Origin of the sequence: Pseudonocardia sp., from assembly GCF_050250275.1 — a bacterium.
In the GTDB taxonomy this organism is placed as follows: Bacteria; Actinomycetota; Actinomycetes; order Mycobacteriales; family Pseudonocardiaceae; genus Pseudonocardia.
Genome location: NZ_JBFWOY010000018.1, coordinates 43,173 through 59,731 on the forward strand (window position 1 = coordinate 43,173; position 16,559 = coordinate 59,731).

15 protein-coding genes are annotated in these 16,559 nt (G+C 73.6%); 8 read left to right on the forward strand and 7 right to left on the reverse strand.

Going from position 1 to position 16,559, the window contains the following annotated elements; translation table 11 throughout:
* Nucleotides 1–10 precede the first annotated feature (10 nt).
* The 3 genes from AB7F12_RS17360 to AB7F12_RS17370 are packed head-to-tail and all read right to left on the reverse strand — an operon-like array spanning nt 11 to nt 1,748.
* Nucleotides 11–766, reverse strand: a complete 756-nt coding sequence (locus AB7F12_RS17360) for a glutamine amidotransferase (RefSeq protein WP_428499491.1) — start codon at nt 764–766, stop codon at nt 11–13.
* Entirely contained in the window at nt 763–1,278 is a 516-nt protein-coding gene (locus tag AB7F12_RS17365; protein WP_428499492.1) for a pyridoxamine 5'-phosphate oxidase family protein, read from the reverse strand. The genes AB7F12_RS17360 and AB7F12_RS17365 overlap by 4 nt, the downstream gene beginning before the upstream one ends.
* 2 nt (nt 1,279–1,280) lie before the next feature.
* The gene (locus AB7F12_RS17370) at nt 1,281–1,748 is read right to left on the reverse strand and encodes a hypothetical protein (RefSeq protein ID WP_428499493.1); all 468 of its coding nucleotides are present in this window, start codon (nt 1,746–1,748) and stop codon (nt 1,281–1,283) included.
* A 307-nt stretch (nt 1,749–2,055) separates the two neighbouring features.
* On the opposite strand from AB7F12_RS17370, the gene AB7F12_RS17375 reads away from it, so the two are divergent.
* Nucleotides 2,056–3,216 (forward strand): CaiB/BaiF CoA transferase family protein, encoded by a 1,161-nt coding sequence (locus AB7F12_RS17375; RefSeq protein ID WP_428499494.1) that lies wholly within the window; start codon nt 2,056–2,058, stop codon nt 3,214–3,216.
* Nucleotides 3,217–3,316: 100 nt separating this feature from the next.
* Here the strand turns inward: AB7F12_RS17375 and AB7F12_RS17380 are convergent, their stop codons facing one another.
* Nucleotides 3,317–4,744, reverse strand: a complete 1,428-nt coding sequence (locus AB7F12_RS17380) for an aldehyde dehydrogenase family protein (protein WP_428499495.1) — start codon at nt 4,742–4,744, stop codon at nt 3,317–3,319.
* Between the two features lie 161 nt (nt 4,745–4,905).
* Between AB7F12_RS17380 and AB7F12_RS17385 the strand changes: the two genes are divergently transcribed.
* Both AB7F12_RS17385 and AB7F12_RS17390 read left to right on the forward strand, forming a co-directional pair.
* Nucleotides 4,906–5,568 (forward strand): pyridoxamine 5'-phosphate oxidase family protein, encoded by a 663-nt coding sequence (locus tag AB7F12_RS17385; protein ID WP_428499496.1) that lies wholly within the window; start codon nt 4,906–4,908, stop codon nt 5,566–5,568.
* A gap of 389 nt (nt 5,569–5,957) precedes the next feature.
* Nucleotides 5,958–6,365, forward strand: a complete 408-nt coding sequence (locus AB7F12_RS17390; protein WP_428499497.1) for a pyridoxamine 5'-phosphate oxidase family protein — start codon at nt 5,958–5,960, stop codon at nt 6,363–6,365.
* Between the two features lie 350 nt (nt 6,366–6,715).
* Here the strand turns inward: AB7F12_RS17390 and AB7F12_RS17395 are convergent, their stop codons facing one another.
* On the reverse strand, nt 6,716–7,690 hold the full coding sequence (locus tag AB7F12_RS17395) for an Acg family FMN-binding oxidoreductase (RefSeq protein WP_428499498.1): 975 nt from the start codon (nt 7,688–7,690) through the stop codon (nt 6,716–6,718).
* A gap of 209 nt (nt 7,691–7,899) precedes the next feature.
* On the opposite strand from AB7F12_RS17395, the gene AB7F12_RS17400 reads away from it, so the two are divergent.
* From AB7F12_RS17400 to AB7F12_RS17415, 4 genes are all read left to right on the forward strand, one after another.
* A complete protein-coding gene (locus AB7F12_RS17400) occupies nt 7,900–9,393 on the forward strand; it encodes a helix-turn-helix domain-containing protein (protein WP_428499499.1) in 1,494 nt (497 codons plus the stop codon).
* Between the two features lie 75 nt (nt 9,394–9,468).
* Nucleotides 9,469–9,906: a hypothetical protein gene (locus AB7F12_RS17405; protein WP_428499500.1), complete on the forward strand. Its 438-nt coding sequence runs from the start codon at nt 9,469–9,471 to the stop codon at nt 9,904–9,906.
* The gene (locus AB7F12_RS17410) at nt 9,903–11,483 is read left to right on the forward strand and encodes a GMC family oxidoreductase (RefSeq protein ID WP_428499501.1); all 1,581 of its coding nucleotides are present in this window, start codon (nt 9,903–9,905) and stop codon (nt 11,481–11,483) included. Before AB7F12_RS17405 ends, AB7F12_RS17410 begins: the two co-directional genes overlap by 4 nt.
* Before the next feature lie 86 nt (nt 11,484–11,569).
* The gene (locus tag AB7F12_RS17415; protein WP_428499502.1) at nt 11,570–14,398 is read left to right on the forward strand and encodes an FAD-binding and (Fe-S)-binding domain-containing protein; all 2,829 of its coding nucleotides are present in this window, start codon (nt 11,570–11,572) and stop codon (nt 14,396–14,398) included.
* Nucleotides 14,399–14,471: 73 nt separating this feature from the next.
* Here AB7F12_RS17415 and AB7F12_RS17420 read toward each other — a convergent pair whose 3' ends face one another.
* On the reverse strand, nt 14,472–15,116 hold the full coding sequence (locus AB7F12_RS17420; protein WP_428499503.1) for a response regulator: 645 nt from the start codon (nt 15,114–15,116) through the stop codon (nt 14,472–14,474).
* 244 nt (nt 15,117–15,360) lie between these two features.
* Between AB7F12_RS17420 and AB7F12_RS17425 the strand changes: the two genes are divergently transcribed.
* Nucleotides 15,361–15,624, forward strand: coding sequence for a hypothetical protein (locus AB7F12_RS17425; protein WP_428499504.1), 264 nt, complete (start codon nt 15,361–15,363; stop codon nt 15,622–15,624).
* A 154-nt stretch (nt 15,625–15,778) separates the two neighbouring features.
* Here the strand turns inward: AB7F12_RS17425 and AB7F12_RS17430 are convergent, their stop codons facing one another.
* A complete protein-coding gene (locus AB7F12_RS17430) occupies nt 15,779–16,540 on the reverse strand; it encodes an SDR family NAD(P)-dependent oxidoreductase (RefSeq protein WP_428499505.1) in 762 nt (253 codons plus the stop codon).
* Nucleotides 16,541–16,559 lie beyond the last annotated feature (19 nt).

Here is a 16,559-nt window from a genome sequence, read left to right on the forward strand (position 1 = left end):
GCAGACCTCCTCAGGCGCCGGCCGCCCAGCCGAGGATGGACGCCCACAGTCTCTGGTAGTGCGGCCATCCGACGAACTCCGGTGGCGCCCAGTGCGGCGCCAGGTCCGAGGCGAACGCGACGGAACGGCCCTCGCCCGCCGGCCCGACGACCAGCAGGGGATCATCCCCCGCGCGTGCCACGGTCGTCGCATCCGGCTTCGCGATCAGACGGTTGTACCCGAGCAGCGGCGGCCACTCCGCAGGGGTCCCACCCAGGACCGGGTGTGCGGGCTCGTCGAAGTCGGCCTTGAGGCCCGCGGGCTCCTCGATCCGGTCGTCGTGATCGAGCATCCGCACCGGCAGGACGTCGGCGAGCGGGGTCATCCCGAACCGGGCCTTGCCCTCGATCCCGGTGAACGACATGTAGCCGCCGATCATGACCAGCCCGCCGCCCGCGCGCGTCCAGTCGCGCAGCACCGCGAGGCGGTTCGCGCTGCGCTCGGAGCGCAGGAACGTCTCGTCGGGCAGCAGGAAGGAGTTGGAGCCGATGTCGGAGAGGACCACGACGTCGAACGCGTCGAGCTCGGCCGCCGAGCGGGGGAACCTGGCCGAGATCTCGTGCCCGCGGACGTAGGTGACCGCGAAGCCCTCACGGTCGAGCGCCGCGAGGAAGTCGCCGGCACCCTCCTCGTACTCGGTGTTGTGGAACTGGTCGAAGCCCTTCATGTGGATCGTGTGCTTGATCCAGGACTCGCCCGCGAACAGGACCCGCAGCGGCCCGCTCACAGGAGCCGGTCCCCGACGTGGTCCGGGAGCACCCTGGCCTCCGGCATCGCGATCACGTTGATCTCCCGCATGTCCCAGCCGATCATCCGATCGGGCACCAGCTCGTAGTAGGTGCGGCCGGCGACCTCGCCGAACTCCAGGTACTGCTCCGCGTAGGGGTGGCCGACGTGGAAGTACTTGTCGAACACCAGCTGGGCCAGCGTCTCGACGAGGGCGTCGTCCTCGATCGGGTGCATCGTCCCGGTGATCCGGACGCCGCTCACCGTCGCGTACTCCTCGCCCTGGTCGACCAGCGCCGACAGCGGGCGGCCCGCGGTGACGTTCACGCCGTGGCGCGACGCGGCGTCGATCGGGATGAAGATCCGCTTCTCGTGCACGACGTGCCAGAGCGGGGACAGGTAGATGCTGCCGTCCTCGTTCGCCGTCGCGACCCGGATCGACTTCGCCCGGGCCAGGTAGGCCCAACGCTTGTCGCCCCGCAACGGCTGCCAGGTACTGGCGGTCACGGCCATGATCAGCTCCCCTCGGAGGTGCGGAGCGCCTTGAGCTCGCGGCTGTACTCGGGTGCGTCGGCGACCCCGACCTTCGGCGACGGCCCCGAGGTCCAGAAGAACTTGTAGGACACCCCGGTGCACTCGAGCCGGTAGGTGTAGCCGGCGGGCAGGTAGATGTGCTCGCCGACGCCGGCCTCCAGCACGATGGTGCGGCCCGCGGCGTCCTCGACGACGACGTGGATGTGCCCCTCGAGGACGTAGTGCGTCTCGTCGAAGTCGCGCTGCTCCCACTGGTAGGGCAGGTGGTCGGCCTCGCCGTAGCAGTAGCCGTGCCGGAAGAAGCGGGCGTCGTCGCGCTCGCGGGACAGGAAGATGTTCGTCGTGATGCCCGTGTTGAACGTCAGCACCGGCATCTTGTCGATCTCGTCGGGCACGATCACCCGCGGGAACCGACGCGCGTTGGGGGCGGCGGGGTCGTAGTCCGTCACGGCGCGTCTCCTCTCTGAGGTCGCAACCTCGTCGGCGGGTACCCGGGAAGGGTTCGTGCCCGGCCCGTGCCGCGAAGGTCTCGCTGCGGAATGGCAAGCGGTTGATTCGTTTCTAGAATGCCGCCGACCTGCGACGTGGTCAAGCCCCCACTTCGCCGCGTTCCCCGGCGGCCGATCCCCGTACGGTCGTGGTGGTTCGTCGTCACGGGGCAGGTCAGGGCATCTCACTGCCGAGCGCACGGGCTGCGCGCTTGACGATGTTCGCGCGCCGCACCTACGGTCTGGAAACCATTCCATCGGAGGTGCGATGTCGACCCCGCCCACCGCGCTGGGCCCGCTGAACGTCCTGGACTTCTCACGCGTCCTCGCCGGGCCGTTCGCCACCATGATGCTCGCCGACCTCGGTGCCACCGTCGTCAAGGTCGAGCGCCCCACCACCGGCGACGACACCCGTGCCTGGGGCCCACCGCACGACGAGCGCGGCACCGCCACCTACTTCCAGTCCGTCAACCGCAACAAGAGCGCCGTCGCCTGGGACCTCGCCGACCCCACCGACCGGGCCACCGCCCGTGCCGCCGCCCGGGAGGCGGACGTGGTCGTCGAGAACTTCCGGCCCGGCGTCATGGACCGCCTCGGCCTCGGTGCCGACGAGCTGTGCGCAGCCAACCCCCGGCTGGTGTACTGCTCCATCACCGGGTTCGGGGCGGGTGCCGGTGCTGCGCTGCCCGGCTACGACCTGCTCGTCCAGGCGGTCGGTGGGCTCATGAGCATCACCGGGGAACCCGGCGGCGAACCGCAGAAGGCCGGTGTCGCACTCGTCGACGTCCTCGCCGGTCTCTTCGCGACCGTCGGCATCCTGGCTGCGCTACGCCACCGCGACACCACCGGCCAGGGACAGCGGGTCGAGGTGGACCTGCTGTCGAGCCTGCTCGCCGCGCTGGTCAACCAGGGGTCGGCGTTCACGGTCGCCGGTGTGGTCCCCGAGCGGCTCGGGAACCGCCATCCCAGCATCGCGCCCTACGAGCTCCTGCGCTGCGCCGACCGCGATCTCGCGCTCGCCGTCGGCAACGACCGCCAGTTCCGGTCGCTCTGCGCGGTGCTGGAGCTCGACCGGCTCGCCGACGACCCCCGGTTCGCCACCAACGGGGACCGGGTCGCCCACCGCGGCGAGCTCGCCTCGGCGCTGGGGGAGCGGCTGCGGCAGGCGCCCGCCGCCCGGTGGGCGGAGCGGCTGAGCGGCGCCGGGGTCCCCGCCGGAGTCGTCAACGACGTCGCGGGCGCCTTCCGGCTCGCCGAGGCGCTGGGCCTCGAACCGCTCGTGGCCCTGCCCCGTCCCGACGGGACGACGGTCGAGCTGACGCGCAACCCGATCGGCCTGTCGGCGACACCTGCCCGCTACGTCTGCGCCCCGCCCAGCCTGCCGGTACGGGCCGCTGCGCAGGGCCGCGTCGCCGACGTGCCCGGCTGAGCCCGCTGCGCGGGTGGGCGCAACCCCACCGTCGTCCGGACACCTCCGGACGACGGTGGGGTCGCACCCGTGGGGCGCCGCGGGCCGTCGCGGCCCCCGGTCAGGCCGAGTAGCCGAACACCGACTTGACCTCCAGGAACTCCCGCAGGCCGAAGTCGGCGTACTCGCGGCCGTTGCCCGACTGCTTGTAGCCGCCGAACGCGCCGGCGAAGTCGAGACCGGCCCCGTTGACGTGCACCATCCCGGTCCGCATGCGGCGGGCGACCGCCCGGGCCCGCTCGGGGTCGGCGGAGGACACGAAACCGGCGAGCCCGTACACGGTGTCGTTGGCCAGCCGGACGGCCTCGTCCTCGTCGCGGTAGGTCAGGATCGTGATGACCGGCCCGAAGATCTCCTCGCGGGCGATCTGCATGTCGTTGGTGACCCCGGCGAGCACGGTCGGCCGTACGTAGTACCCGGTGTCGAGCCCGTCGGGACGGCCGGGGCCGCCGGCGACGACGGTCGCGCCCTCCTCGAGTGCGCCGGTGATCAGCCGCTGGACCTTGTCGTACGCGGCCTGCGAGACGACCGGGCCGATCGCCACGCCGTCACGGGTGGGCGGACCGACGACGATCGCGTCGGCGGCGGCCTTGGCGAGCGCGACGACCTCGGAGAGCTTCGACTCGGGCACGAGCCACCTGCTGCCCGCGTTGCACGACTGCCCGGAGTTGGCGACGACGTCGCCCATGTCGCGGGGTACGACGGTCGCGAGGTCGGCGTCGTCGAGGATGATGTTGGCGGACTTGCCGCCCAGCTCCTGCGCGACGCGCTTGACCGTCGGCGCGGCGTTGCGGGCGACCTCGACGCCGGCCCGGGTGGACCCGGTGAAGGAGATCATGTCGACGTCCGGGTGCGCCGCGAGGGCGCCGCCGACGGTCGGGCCGTCGCCGTGGACGAGGTTGAACACACCGGCGGGTACCCCGGCCTCGTGCAGGACCTCGGCGATGACGGCGGCGTTGAGCGGCGCGAGCTCCGACGGTTTGAGCACCATCGTGCAGCCGGCGGCCAGGGCCGGTCCGACCTTGGCGGCGATCAGCAGCGGCGGCCAGTTCCACGGCGTGATCAGACCGCAGACACCGATCGGTTCGTGGCGGATGCGGGTGGTGCCCCGCGTCTCCTCGAACGTGAAGTTCTTCAGGGTGTCGAGGGCGGAGGCGAACTGGCCCAGCCCGGCTCCGATCTGCGCGGTGCGGGCGAGCCCGGCCGGGGCACCCATCTCGGCCATGAGGGCGTCGGCGATGTCGCCCGAGCGGGCCTGGTAGACCTCGATGATGCGCTCGAGCAGGGTGGCGCGCTCGGCCACGGTCGTCTCGGAGAAGGACTCGAAGGCGGTGCGGGCGGCGGCGACGGCGCGGTCGACGTCGGCGGTGCCGCCGAGGGCGACGCGGCCGATCTCCTGCTCGGTCGACGGGTCGACGATGGCCGTCGTCCCCGTCGTGGTGGGCGCCACCCACTCGCCTCCGATGTAGAAGCGGTCGGCGTTCGGCATCGTGGCTCCTCGGTTCGCGGACGGGAAACGGGATGACGGCGGAGGCCGCCAGGATATAAACGTTTCGGGCCGACCTTAGTGAGCACGCGGGAGACAGGTCAACCGACCTGGCCGCCCCGAGGTCTTCCGTTCCGGGCGCCGACCGGGCACGCTACGAGGTCATGACGCGAATCGATTCGACACCGCTGTCGTCGACGCCGCGGACGCAGCTGGGGCGGTACCCGGACCGGGCCCGGACCGACCGCCGCGACCTCCACGCCGTGCTCGACGCGGGGATCGTGTGCCATCTCGGCGTCACGGTCGACGGGGCGCCCCTCGTCCTGCCCACCGGGTACGGCCGCATCGGCGACGTCATGTACCTGCACGGCTCGTCGGCGGCCACCAGCCTCCGCGCCGCCGACGCGACACCGGTGTGCGTCACGGTGACCCTGGTCGACGGGATCGTCTACGCGCGTGCGGTGTTCAGCCACTCCGTCAACTACCGGTGCGCGGTGGTGCACGGCCTCGCCCGCCGCGTCGACGACGAGGCGGAGAAGCTCGCCGGGTTGCGCGCGCTGGCCGAGCACATGGCTCCCGGGTCGTGGGACCACGCCCGGGCGCCGACGCGCAAGGAGCTCGCCGCCACCCTGCTGCTCGCCGTCGACACGACGGAGGCCAGCGTCAAGGTGCGGACCGGGCCACCCGGCGACGAGGCCGACGACGTCGCCGCCGCACACTGCTGGGCAGGCGTCCTGCCCGTGGTGACGACCTGGGGTGAGCCGCGGCCGTGCCCGCAGCAGCCGGACGGTGTCCAGGTCCCGGGTTACGTCGCGAACCGGTCCTGACCGGTACGCGACCGCCCTGCCGGACCGGGCTCCCGCGGACCGGGCCCTCGCCCGGCCGGGCCGCGAGCGGGAACGTGGCCGCGAGCGGGGACTCGGCCGGCGGGACTCGGCCGGCGGGGACGTGGCCCGCTGCGACGATGCCGGAGGTCACGACCGGACCTCGTCGCCGACGACGGTCGTGGGCCGGGCGGGGCGGCCGGCGCAGCGGGCCGGCGAACCTGCGCCGCCGCGCCGAACGCCGCGGCGGCACGTTCGCACTCGTGCCCGGCGCGGCCGGCGGCAGTCGGCTGACCCGGTCGGCGCGGACGGGCTGACGACGGGACCCTCGCCGGTCCGGATACGGACCTTCGGCCCTGCGCCCGGCAGGACCGGGCGGGGACGCTGGCGGGATGAGCGCACCGACCCCGTGCCCGGCCGACATCGACGCCGTCGACTGCCGCGCGCTGCTCGCGACGGGGCACGTCGGGCGGATCGTGTACACCCGCTGGGCGCTGCCGGAGAGCAGGCCCGTCGGCTACGCATGGGACCGCGGACGCATCCTGTTCACCGTCGACGACCCGGCCGTCGCGCGGGCGATCGTCGGCAACGCGGTGGCGGCGTTCGAGACCGACGGGTTCGACGACGCGTCTGCCCGGGCATGGACGGTGCTGGCCGTCGGGGAGACGTTCGAGCTGGCCGCGGCCGAGGCGGTGCAGCTGCGGCCCCGGTTGCGCGGACCGTGGACCGGTGGCCCGTCGGCCACGGCGCTCGCCCTGCTCCCGGCGCGGCTGACCGGGCTGCGGACCCGCCACCCCTGAGCCGGCCGGGCCGCCGTTCAGGCCGGACGGTCCGCCGGCCCCGGCCCGGGAACCGCGGCGACCGCGTTGTCGCAGCGGCGATCCCGGTGGGACCGGGAGGAGCCCCGGCACCGCGTCCGGCGGCCGCGTTCCTGGCGCGGCCCTGCGGCGCGGCCCTGCGGCGCGGCCCTGCGGGTGGTCGCGGCCCTCGGGTGGGAGGGTGGCGCAGCGGCTCTGTCGCGGGTGCCGTGCCGGGAGGCCGAGGTCCGCGGGTCGGTCGGGTGCCGGCACGGTCCGGCGTCGGCGGGCCCGGTCGACGGTCGGTCCGACGTGCACCGTCGGCGGCGCCGAACGCGGGGCGGCCCGCGCGCTCAGAACAGGACGTTCGACACCGCGCGACGGGGTGTCTCCGGGACCGGGCCGCTGTACTCGGCGGGCCGGCCGATGCGGATCAGCAGCTGCGGGTGGCCGATGGCGCCGGCCGCGACCTGCACCCGCGCGCGGGTCGCCTCCAGCTCGAGGGCCTGGCTGAGCGGGCACGTCGCGTAACCGGCCGCGGTGGCCGCGAGCAGCACCGCCGCGGCGGCCTCGCCCGCGCGGAGCCGGTCGGTCCGGTCGTCGGCCGCGGTCGTGAGGACGCAGAGCGTCCCCGCGTCCGGCTCGAGTGCCGTGCGGTGCGCCAGGGTGCCCGCCGGGAAGCGGTTCAGGTGCCCCGCGTCGTGGTCGGGACCCGCCTTCGGGACGGCGGTGCAGGGCACGCCGTCCCGGGCACCGGCGTAGCGGTGGGTCCAGACCAGCAGCTCGGCGAGGTAGCCGGGCCGGTAGGGCTGTCCCGTGGCGGCGTCGTCGAGGGCGCGCACGAGCGCCTCGCGGGCCCGCCCGTCGACGGCGACGAGCTCGGCGCCGAACGTGCGTGCGCGCCGGGCGAGGGTCCGGACCAGCTGTGCGGGGATCCCGGCGTCGTAGGGCCTGCGGTCGGAGTGGCGGCGGTCGAGCTGGGCGTACAGGTTCGCGTCGTCGAGCGCGGCGTGCCCGGCGCGGACCGTGACCGTCGCGAGGTGGTACCGGTCGTCGGCGTCGGGGAAGCGCGTCGTCCTGCTGCCCGCTCCGACGCCGGCGAGCGCGACGCGCAGGTACTCCAGGGCCGCGCCGCAGCTGACCAGCAGGTCGCGGCCGTCGGGGTCGGTCGCGACGAGGCGGCGGTCGGGGTCGGCGTGCAGGTCGATCCGGCCCGGCGCCACCCGCCACCGCCAGGGCTGGGTGTTGTGGACCGACGGTGCGCGGGTTGCGCGCCGGACCGCTCCTTCCAGGGTGTGGACGTCGACACCGCTGCTCGTGGCGCTCATCGTCGGCTCCTCTCTCCGGTGTCGAGCGTCCTCGCGCGGGACGGGCGCCGGGAGAGGCCGACGGCCGCGGGTGGGGGGACCAACGGCCTGTTCGGAACCGGAGTCGATCTTGTCTCAGGCTGAGACGTCCGGTCGGTGCGACAGTGCGGTCGCGTGTGTCACAGTCGACGGGCTGATGAGCGCATCGACGCCTCGGAGGTGAGGAAGGGATGAACGGATCAGCTCCGCTCTCGGAACGAGAGCAGATCGCACGGCCGGTCACCGCCGCCGGGTCGGTGGTGTCGGACCGTATCGCCGCGTCCTGGCGGCGCAGCACCGAGTTCGGCGCGTCGCTCGACGAGGTCGCACCGGTGTTCAGCGGTGCGGTCGACGAGGAGTCGCTGTTCTTCCGCTGCGGGCTGGACGTCGTCGAGGGCCTGCAGGCGACGCTGGCGAACGAGCCGATCAGCATGATGCTCACCGACGGCGACGGTGTGGTGCTGAACAGGGTGTGCCATGAGCGGACGCTGCTCTCGGCGCTCGACGCCGTGTACCTCGCGCCGGGGTTCGACTACGGGGAGCGGGAGGCGGGCACGACCGGGCTGGGGCTGGCGCTGGCCGACCGTGCCCCCGCCCTGGTGCGGGCCGACCAGCACTTCTGCAGCGAGCTGTGGGGCTACACGTGCGCGGCCGCGCCGGTGCTCGATCCGGTGTCGGGGGAGCTCGCGGGCACCATCAACCTGACGACGTGGGCGCAGCAGTCGGACAAGCTGCTGCTGGCGCTGGCGCAGAGCGCCGCGAGCAGTACCGCGGCGATGATGCTGGCCCGCCACCGCGGCCGGGTGCCGCGCGCGGCGTCGCACGGGCAGGTGTTCCGGGTGTTCCTGCGGCCGCCGGGGACGGCGGTGTCGCCGCGGTCGCGCAGCTGGCGCGCGGCGTCGGCGGACGTGGAGGCCGCGCTGGCGGCGGGCCGGGTGGTCGCCGTCGTCGGTGAGGACGGCGTCGGCAGGCGGTCGTTGCTGACCGATGCGCTGTCGCGGACCCATCCGTACGGCCGGGTGCTGGTGGCGCGCCCGCCCGCGGTGCAGGACACGGCGGCGTGGCTGGACCTGTGGGAGCCCGAGCTGGGCAAGGCCGCGACGAGCATCGTGGTGAGCCAGGTCGACGAGCTCCCGTCGTGGGTGGCGACGAAGCTGGGCGGCACGCTGCGCGCCACGATGCCCGGCGGGAGCGGCGACGGCGGCAGGCCGGGCATCGCGTTCACCGCCCGCAGCGTGGGCGCGCTGCCCGAGGCGTTGCGCCCGCTCGTCGACACCTGTGTGGAGCTGCCGCCGCTGCGCGAGCGCCGCGAGGACGTCGTCCCGCTGGCGCGGGCGTTCGCGACGAAGCAGCGCCGCCGCGAGGTCCGGTTCACCGACGCGGCCCAGCGCAGCCTGCTGGCCTACCGCTGGCCGGGCAACGTCGACCAGCTGCGCGGGGTCGTCGAGGCGGCCGTCGCGCGCACCGACCTCGTCGATGTCGAGCACCTGCCCGCGGAGCTGGCCGGCGGCGCGCCGCGACGGTCGCTGTCGCGAATCGAGACCGTCGAGCGCGACGAGATCGTGCGTTGCCTCGCCGAGCCGGGGATCACGATGACCGAGGCGGCCGTCCGGCTGGGGATCAGCCGGGCGACCCTCTACCGCCGCATCGAGGTCTACGGCATCCGGGACCCCGCCTCGTCGTAGGCGCCCCTGCACGACCGCACCCCGTCCCGGGCCCACCGGGCGGGGATCCCGTCACACCCCTGAACAGGAGTTCTGGTGAGCACCCTTCTGTCCGACCACCAGCGCGCGACGCTGGTCGACGTACTGCGGGCGGCGTTCCCGCACGCGACGTTCCCGACCGGGCCCTACGAGCGCACCGCCGACGCGGTGCTCGCTGCGGCCGGCACCGACCCACGGCTGCACGGTCTGCTCGTGCAGGGCCTGGCCGATCTCGACGAGCAGCGCGACGCCGCGTTCTCCTGCCTCGACGAGGAGACCGCCGCGCTCGTGCTGCGCGGTGTGGCAGGCACCCCGTTCTTCGCCGCGATCCTCGACGTGGCGATCGTGGCGCTCTACGACGACCACGAGGTCTGGGACCTGCTCGGCTACGAGGGTCCGTCCTACGACCGGGGCGGGTACGTCGACCGCGGTTTCGACGACCTGGACTGGTTGCCCGACCCGCGCATCGTGAGCCAGCAGGAGGCCTCGGCATGACCCGCTTCGAGTACGACGACACCGACGTGGTGGTGGTGGTCGGATCCGGTGCCGGCGGTGGGACGCTCGCGTACGAGCTGTGCCGGCGCGGGGTGAAGACCGTGGTGCTGGAGGCCGGTCCGCACCTGACCGGAGCCGACTACCACAACGACGAGTGGAAGGCCTTCGACCAGATGGCCTGGACCGACCCGCGCACCGCGTCGGGCAGCTGGGGGGTCGCGAAGGACTTCCCGAACCTGCCGGCCTGGATCGTCAAGGCGGTCGGCGGGACGTCGACGCACTGGGCGGGTGCGTGTCCCCGGTTCAAGCCGCACGAGCTGGCGGCGCGGTCGACCTACGGTGACATCGACGGGGCCAACCTGCTCGACTGGCCGGTCACGCCGGCGGAGCTGAACCCGTACTACGACCAGGCCGAGATCAAGATGGGGGTCACGCACCGGCACGGCCGGCCGCCGCTGCCGGCGAACAACAACTACAAGGTGTTCGCCAACGGTGCCGAGAAGGTCGGCTACCGCGACTACGCGACCGGGCCCTACGCCACGAACGCCGAGCCCTACGACGGTCGGCCGGCATCGGTCCAGGACGGATTCAACTTCCAGGGCGACAAGCACGGGTCGAAATGGTCGACGCTGGTGGCGGAACTGCCCAAGGCAGAGCAGACCGGGCTGCTGGACCTGCGTCCCGACAGCCACGTCGCGCAGATCCTGCACGACGCGGGCGGGCGGGCCACGGGCGTGCTCTACGTCGACGGCAGCGGCACCCTGCGCCGCCAGCGCGCCGCGGTCGTCTGCGTCGCCGGCAACTCGATCGAGTCGGCGCGGCTGCTGCTGCTCTCGGCGTCCACCCGGTTCCCTGACGGGTTGGCGAACTCGTCGGGCCAGGTCGGGCGCAACTACATGCGCCACACCACGGCGACGGTGTGGGGACAGTTCGACCGGCCGGTCCGGATGTACCGCGGCGAGACGATGGCCGGGGTGATCGGCGACGAGTCCCGGCTCGACACCGACCGCGGGTTCGTCGGCGGCTACTACATGGAGACGATCGCGCTCGGCCCGGCGTTCTTCGCCAAGTTCGTCGCCCCCGGCAGCTGGGGACCCTCGCTGACCGGCATCGTCGACGGCTACCTCAACACCGCGGGCATGTGGATCGTCGGTGAGGACATGCCGCAGGAGAGCAACCGCATCACGCTCTCCCGCGACACCGTCGACGCGCACGGGCTGCCCGTCGCGAACGTGCACTTCGACGACCACCCGAACGACGAGGCGATGCGCGACCACGCCCGCCGCCAGGGCGGCGCCGTCTACCGGGCGGTCGGGGCGAACCGCATCATCGAGACCCCGCCCTACCCCTCGACGCACAACCTGGGCACCTGCCGGATGAGTCGGCTCCCCGGCGACGGTGTGGTCGACCGGTTCGGCCGCGCCCATGACGTGCCCAACCTGTTCGTCTCCGACGGCAGCGTCTTCACGACGGGCGCGGCGGCCAACCCGACGTTGACGATCGTCGCGCTGGCCATCCGGCAGGCGGAGTACATCGCCACCGAGTACCGGGCGACCGGGTTCCGCACCGCCGCCTGAGGCGGCACGTCTCAGGTTGAGACGACGGGCAGGGGCCGCCTCGGGTGTGCCACAGTTCTCCGGACCCCACCACCACGGGAGACCATGTGATCACCGAGGCGGCCCTCACCGGCGCGTTGACCGCGGCCGTCGGGCCGGACGCCGTGCGGGCACGCGCGATCGACCGGCTCGGCATGGCCCACGACGCGTCGCACTTCGCCCGCACCCCGCGGGCCGTCGTCACCGCGGCGTCGGCGGCCGACGTCGCGCGACTGTTCACCGCATCCCGCGCGACCGGCGTCGCGCTGACCTTCCGCTCCGGCGGCACCAGCCTGTCGGGGCAGGCCGTGACGGACGGGATCCTCGTCGACACCCGCCGGCACTTCCGCGCCGTCGAGGTCCTCGACGACGGCGCCCGGGTCCGGGTCGGTCCCGGCGCGACGGTCCGCGCGGTCAACACGCGGCTGGCCCGGTACGGCCGGATGCTGGGGCCCGACCCGGCCAGCGAGGTGGCCTGCACGCTGGGCGGGGTCGTCGCCAACAACTCGTCCGGGATGGCGTGCGGCACCGTCGCCAACAGCTACGCGCTGCTCGACTCGCTGGAGCTGGTCCTGCCGTCGGGCACGGTCCTCGACACCGGCCGACCGGGCGCCGACGACGAGCTGCGCGCCCGCGAGCCCGACCTGTGGGCGGGGCTCGCCCGGCTGCGCGACCGGCTCCGCGGCGACGCCGCCGCCCGCCGGACGATCGAGACGCTGTTCTCGCTCAAGAACACCATGGGCTACGGGCTCAACTCCTTCCTCGACCACGACCGGCCCGTCGACGTCCTCGCGCACCTGATCGTCGGCTCGGAGGGGACGCTCGCGTTCGTCTCCTCGATCACGATGCGCACGGTGCCGGTCCTCGCCCACACGCGCACCGGCCTGCTCGTGTTCGAGAGCCTGGCCGACGCCAACCGTGCCCTGCCCGAGCTCGTCGCCTCCGCACCGGCGACGATCGAGCTGCTCGACGCCACGTCGCTGCGGGTCGGGCAGTCCGACGCCGACGCCGACCCCCGGCTGCGCGCGCTGACCGTCGACGAGCACGCGGCGCTGCTCGTGGAGTACCGCGGGCACACCGCGGCGGAGGCCGACGAGCTCGGTGCGGCCGCCGCGCCGCTGCTGGCCCGGCTGCCGCTGCACGGCCCCCGCGAGCTGTCGGGCGACCCGGCGGCCAAGGCCGGGTTGTGGAAGCTGCGCAAGGGCCTCTACGCGAAGGTCGCGGGTGCCCGGCCGTCGGGCACCGCGGCGCTGCTCGAGGACATCGCCGTGCCCGTCCCCGACCTGCTGCCCACGTGCGAGGGCCTGATCGGGCTGTTCGGCAAGCACGGCTACGACCACGCGGTGATCTTCGGTCACGCCAAGGACGGCAACATCCACTTCATGCTCACCGAGGAGCTCGGGGCGGGGTCCGGCCGGGACCGGTTCGGGCGCTTCACCGACGACATGGTCGACCTCGTCCTGGCCCACGGCGGCACGCTCAAGGCCGAGCACGGCACCGGCCGGATGATGACGCCGTTCGTCCGCCGCCAGTACGGCGACGACCTGTACGAGGTGATGCTGGAGATCAAGCGGCTGTGCGACCCGGGCGGGCTGCTCTCACCCGGGGTGGTCCTCGACGACGACCCGACCGCGCACCTGCGCGACCTCAAGTCGGCGCCGCAGGTCGAGGAGGAGGTCGACCGCTGCGTGGAGTGCGGGTTCTGCGAGCCGGTGTGTCCGAGCCGCGACCTGACGACGACCCCGCGGCAGCGCATCGTGCTGCGCCGCGAGCTCGAACGCGCCCGGGCCGGCGGTGATGCCGCGCTCGTGGCCGCGCTGGAGGAGGACTACGCCTACGACGGCGTCGACACCTGCGCCGTCGACGGCATGTGCGCCACCGCCTGCCCCGTCACGATCAACACCGGTGACCTGGTCCGTCGGCTGCGCGCCGAGGGGTCGGGCAGGGCGGCCGGGCGCGGCTGGGCGTTCGCGGCGAGGCACTGGGGTGCGACGACCCGCACGCTGGGCGCGGCGCTCTCGGTCGCGAAGGCCGTGCCCGCGGCGGCCGGTCCGGTGTCGGCGGCGATCCGCCGGGTCGCCGACCCCGACAACGTCCCACTGTGGACGCGCGACCTGCCCGGCGGCGGGCGGCGCACGCCCGGCGGGCTCACCGCGGGCGACGCGGACCTGGTGCTGTTCCCGTCGTGCACCGGTGCGATGTTCGGGCCCACCGGGGAAGGCGCCGCGGCCGCGTTCGTGCGGCTCTGCCGCGGCGGCGGACTGCGCGTCACCGTCCCCGACGACCTGCCGAAACTCTGTTGCGGCACCCCGTGGAAGTCCAAGGGCCTGCCCGCCGGCGCCGCCGCGATGGCGGCCAGGGTGCTGCCGGCGCTGTGGTCGGCCACCCGCGGCGGCCGGATCCCCGTGGTGTCGGACGCGTCGTCGTGCACCGAGGGTCTCGCCCTGATGATCGCCGGTGGCCCGGAGCGGTTCCGCGGCATCGAGGTCGTCGACGTCGTCGCCTTCACCGCCGATCGGCTGCTGCCCGGGCTGACCGTCGCGGAGCCGTTGCCGCGGATGGTGGTGCACCCCACCTGCTCGGCGACGCAGCTGGGGCTCCTCGACCCGCTGCGCAGGCTCGCGGAGGCGGTCGCCACCGAGGTCGTCGTCCCGGACTCCTGGAACTGCTGCGGTTTCGCGGGCGACCGCGGCCTGCTCCATCCCGAGCTGACCGCCGCCGCGACCGCACCGCAGGCCCGCGAGCTCGCAGACGTCGACGCCGACGCCTACGCCTCCTGCAACCGCACCTGCGAGCTCGGGATGAGCCGTGCCACCGGGCACGACTACGTCCACGTCCTGGAGGTGCTCGCCGACCGGGCGCGCCCGGTGGGGGTCCCGGGCACCGGCGGCGAGTAGGGCGCCGGCGCCGCGGAGCCCGGACCCGGCGCGGCCGCCGGGACGCACCGCTCGACGGCCGGTGCCCCCACGGTCACTGCGACGCGCGGCGCCGTTCGGCGTAGACGGCGGCCTCGGTGCGGCGCGAGAAACCGAGCTTGTGCAGCAACGACGACACGTAGTTCTTCACCGTCTTCTCGGCGAGGTACAGCTGCGCACCGATCTGCCGGTTGGTCATGCCGTCGGCGATCAGGTCGAGGATGCGCCGCTCCTGCGGCGAGAGCCCGGCGTACCGCGGGTCCTCGGCCTGCTCGCCGCGGCGCAGCCGCTCCAGGACCAGCGACGTCGCCTTCGGGTCGAGCAGCGAGCCGCCGCCTGCCAGCGTGCGGACCGCCCCGACCAGGTCGGAGCCCGCGACCTGCTTGAGCAGGTATCCCGAGGCCCCGGCCATGATCGCGCCGAAGAGTGCCTCGTCGTCGGAGAACGACGTCAGCATCAGGCAGGCCGGGGGAGGAGTCGTCGACGACCGCACGTCCCGGCACACCGACACGCCCTCCCCGTCGGGCAGCCGGACGTCGAGGATGGCGACGTCCGGGCGGGCCGCCGGGATGCGGGCCAGCGCCTGCGCCGCCGTCGCGGCCTCGCCGACTATCTCGATGTCGTCCTCGGTCTCGAGGAGCTGGGCGATGCCGCGCCGCACGATCTCGTGGTCGTCGAGCAGGAACACCGTGATGGGCACCGAGCCTCCCCTGCCGTGGCCTTCTGCCGCCGACGGTAGCGCCCCGACGGCCCGTCGCGCTCGGTGCCGAGGTCCCGATCGTCCGGGACCGAGGTCCCGTGCGGGAAGTGGGGTTCACCCCCTCGGGAAAGGGGGCGCACTCGATCGTCACGGAGCCTCGCGGACGGCAGAGTTCTCCTCACCAGAACGAACCCCCACCGCACGAACCCCACAGCACGAACCCCCACACCGAAAGAGGCCCACGATGTTCAAGTCCTCCTGCCACTCCGGTTCCAAGTACAGCGGCCACGACAAGTCCTGGAACGACGACTACGGCAAGCACTGCGGCTCGGAGTACAAGACCCACAACGAGTGGGACGACAAGTACACCCACTGCTGGGACGACAAGCGCTACGACGACTGCTGGGACGACAAGTCCTACGACGACAAGTCCTCGTGCCACGACCAGAGCTACAAGCACGGCAACGACGACTACAGCCACTCCTCGAGCAGCTACGGCCACCACTGAGCCCCGCCACCACCCGCAGGACGCCCCCGGATCACCAGCTCCGGGGGCGTTCGCGCGTGCAACCCCCCACGGTCGGCCGAGGGCCGGCGCACGGCCGCGAGGGGTGCCGCCGACACGGCGGCCTGCCGGCCGCACCTCGACGGCCCTGCCGGGCTCAGGTGACGGTCATGCCGCCGTCGACCGCGATCGTCTGCCCGGTGACGTAGCCACCCGCGGCGCTGGCCAGGAACACCAGTGACGCGGCCAGCTCCTCGGGATCGCCCTTGCGCCCCAAGGGGACCCTGGCCATCATCGCGTCCAGGTAGCCGGGCTTGTACTGCTCGGTCATCTCCGAGGCGAAGAAGCCCGGCGCCAGCGCGTTGACCCGGATCCCCTTGCGGCCGCCCCACTGCTGGGCCAGGTCGCGGGTCAGCCCGATCAGGCCCGCCTTGCTCGCCGCGTAGGCGGCCTGCGGCAGGCTCGCCGTGGTCAGCCCCAGGACACTGGAGATGTTGACGATGCTGCTGCCCGGCGCCATCACCCGCCCGCACGCCTGGGCCATCCAGTAGCAGCCGTTCAGGTTCACGTCGATGACGCGGGTGAACTCCTCGACCGTCTCCCGCGTCGCCGGGACCGCCGTGCCGATGCCGGCGTTGTTCACCAGGACGTCGACCCGGCCGAGCTCGGCCATCGCGGTGTCGACGAGGTTCTGGCAGTCGGCCTGCCGCGCCACGTCGGTGGCCACCGCGACCGCGCGCCGCCCGAGGCTCTCGACCATCCTGCGGGTCTCGTCGAGCCGGTCGGCGCGCCGCGCGCCCAGGACGACGTCGGCGCCGGCCTCCGCGAGCGCCGTGGCGAACGCGACGCCGAGCCCCGACGACGCTCCGGTCACGATCGCGACCCGGCCGTCGAGCGAGAACCGATCCAGCACTGTCATGCGTCTCCCCACCTCGTCG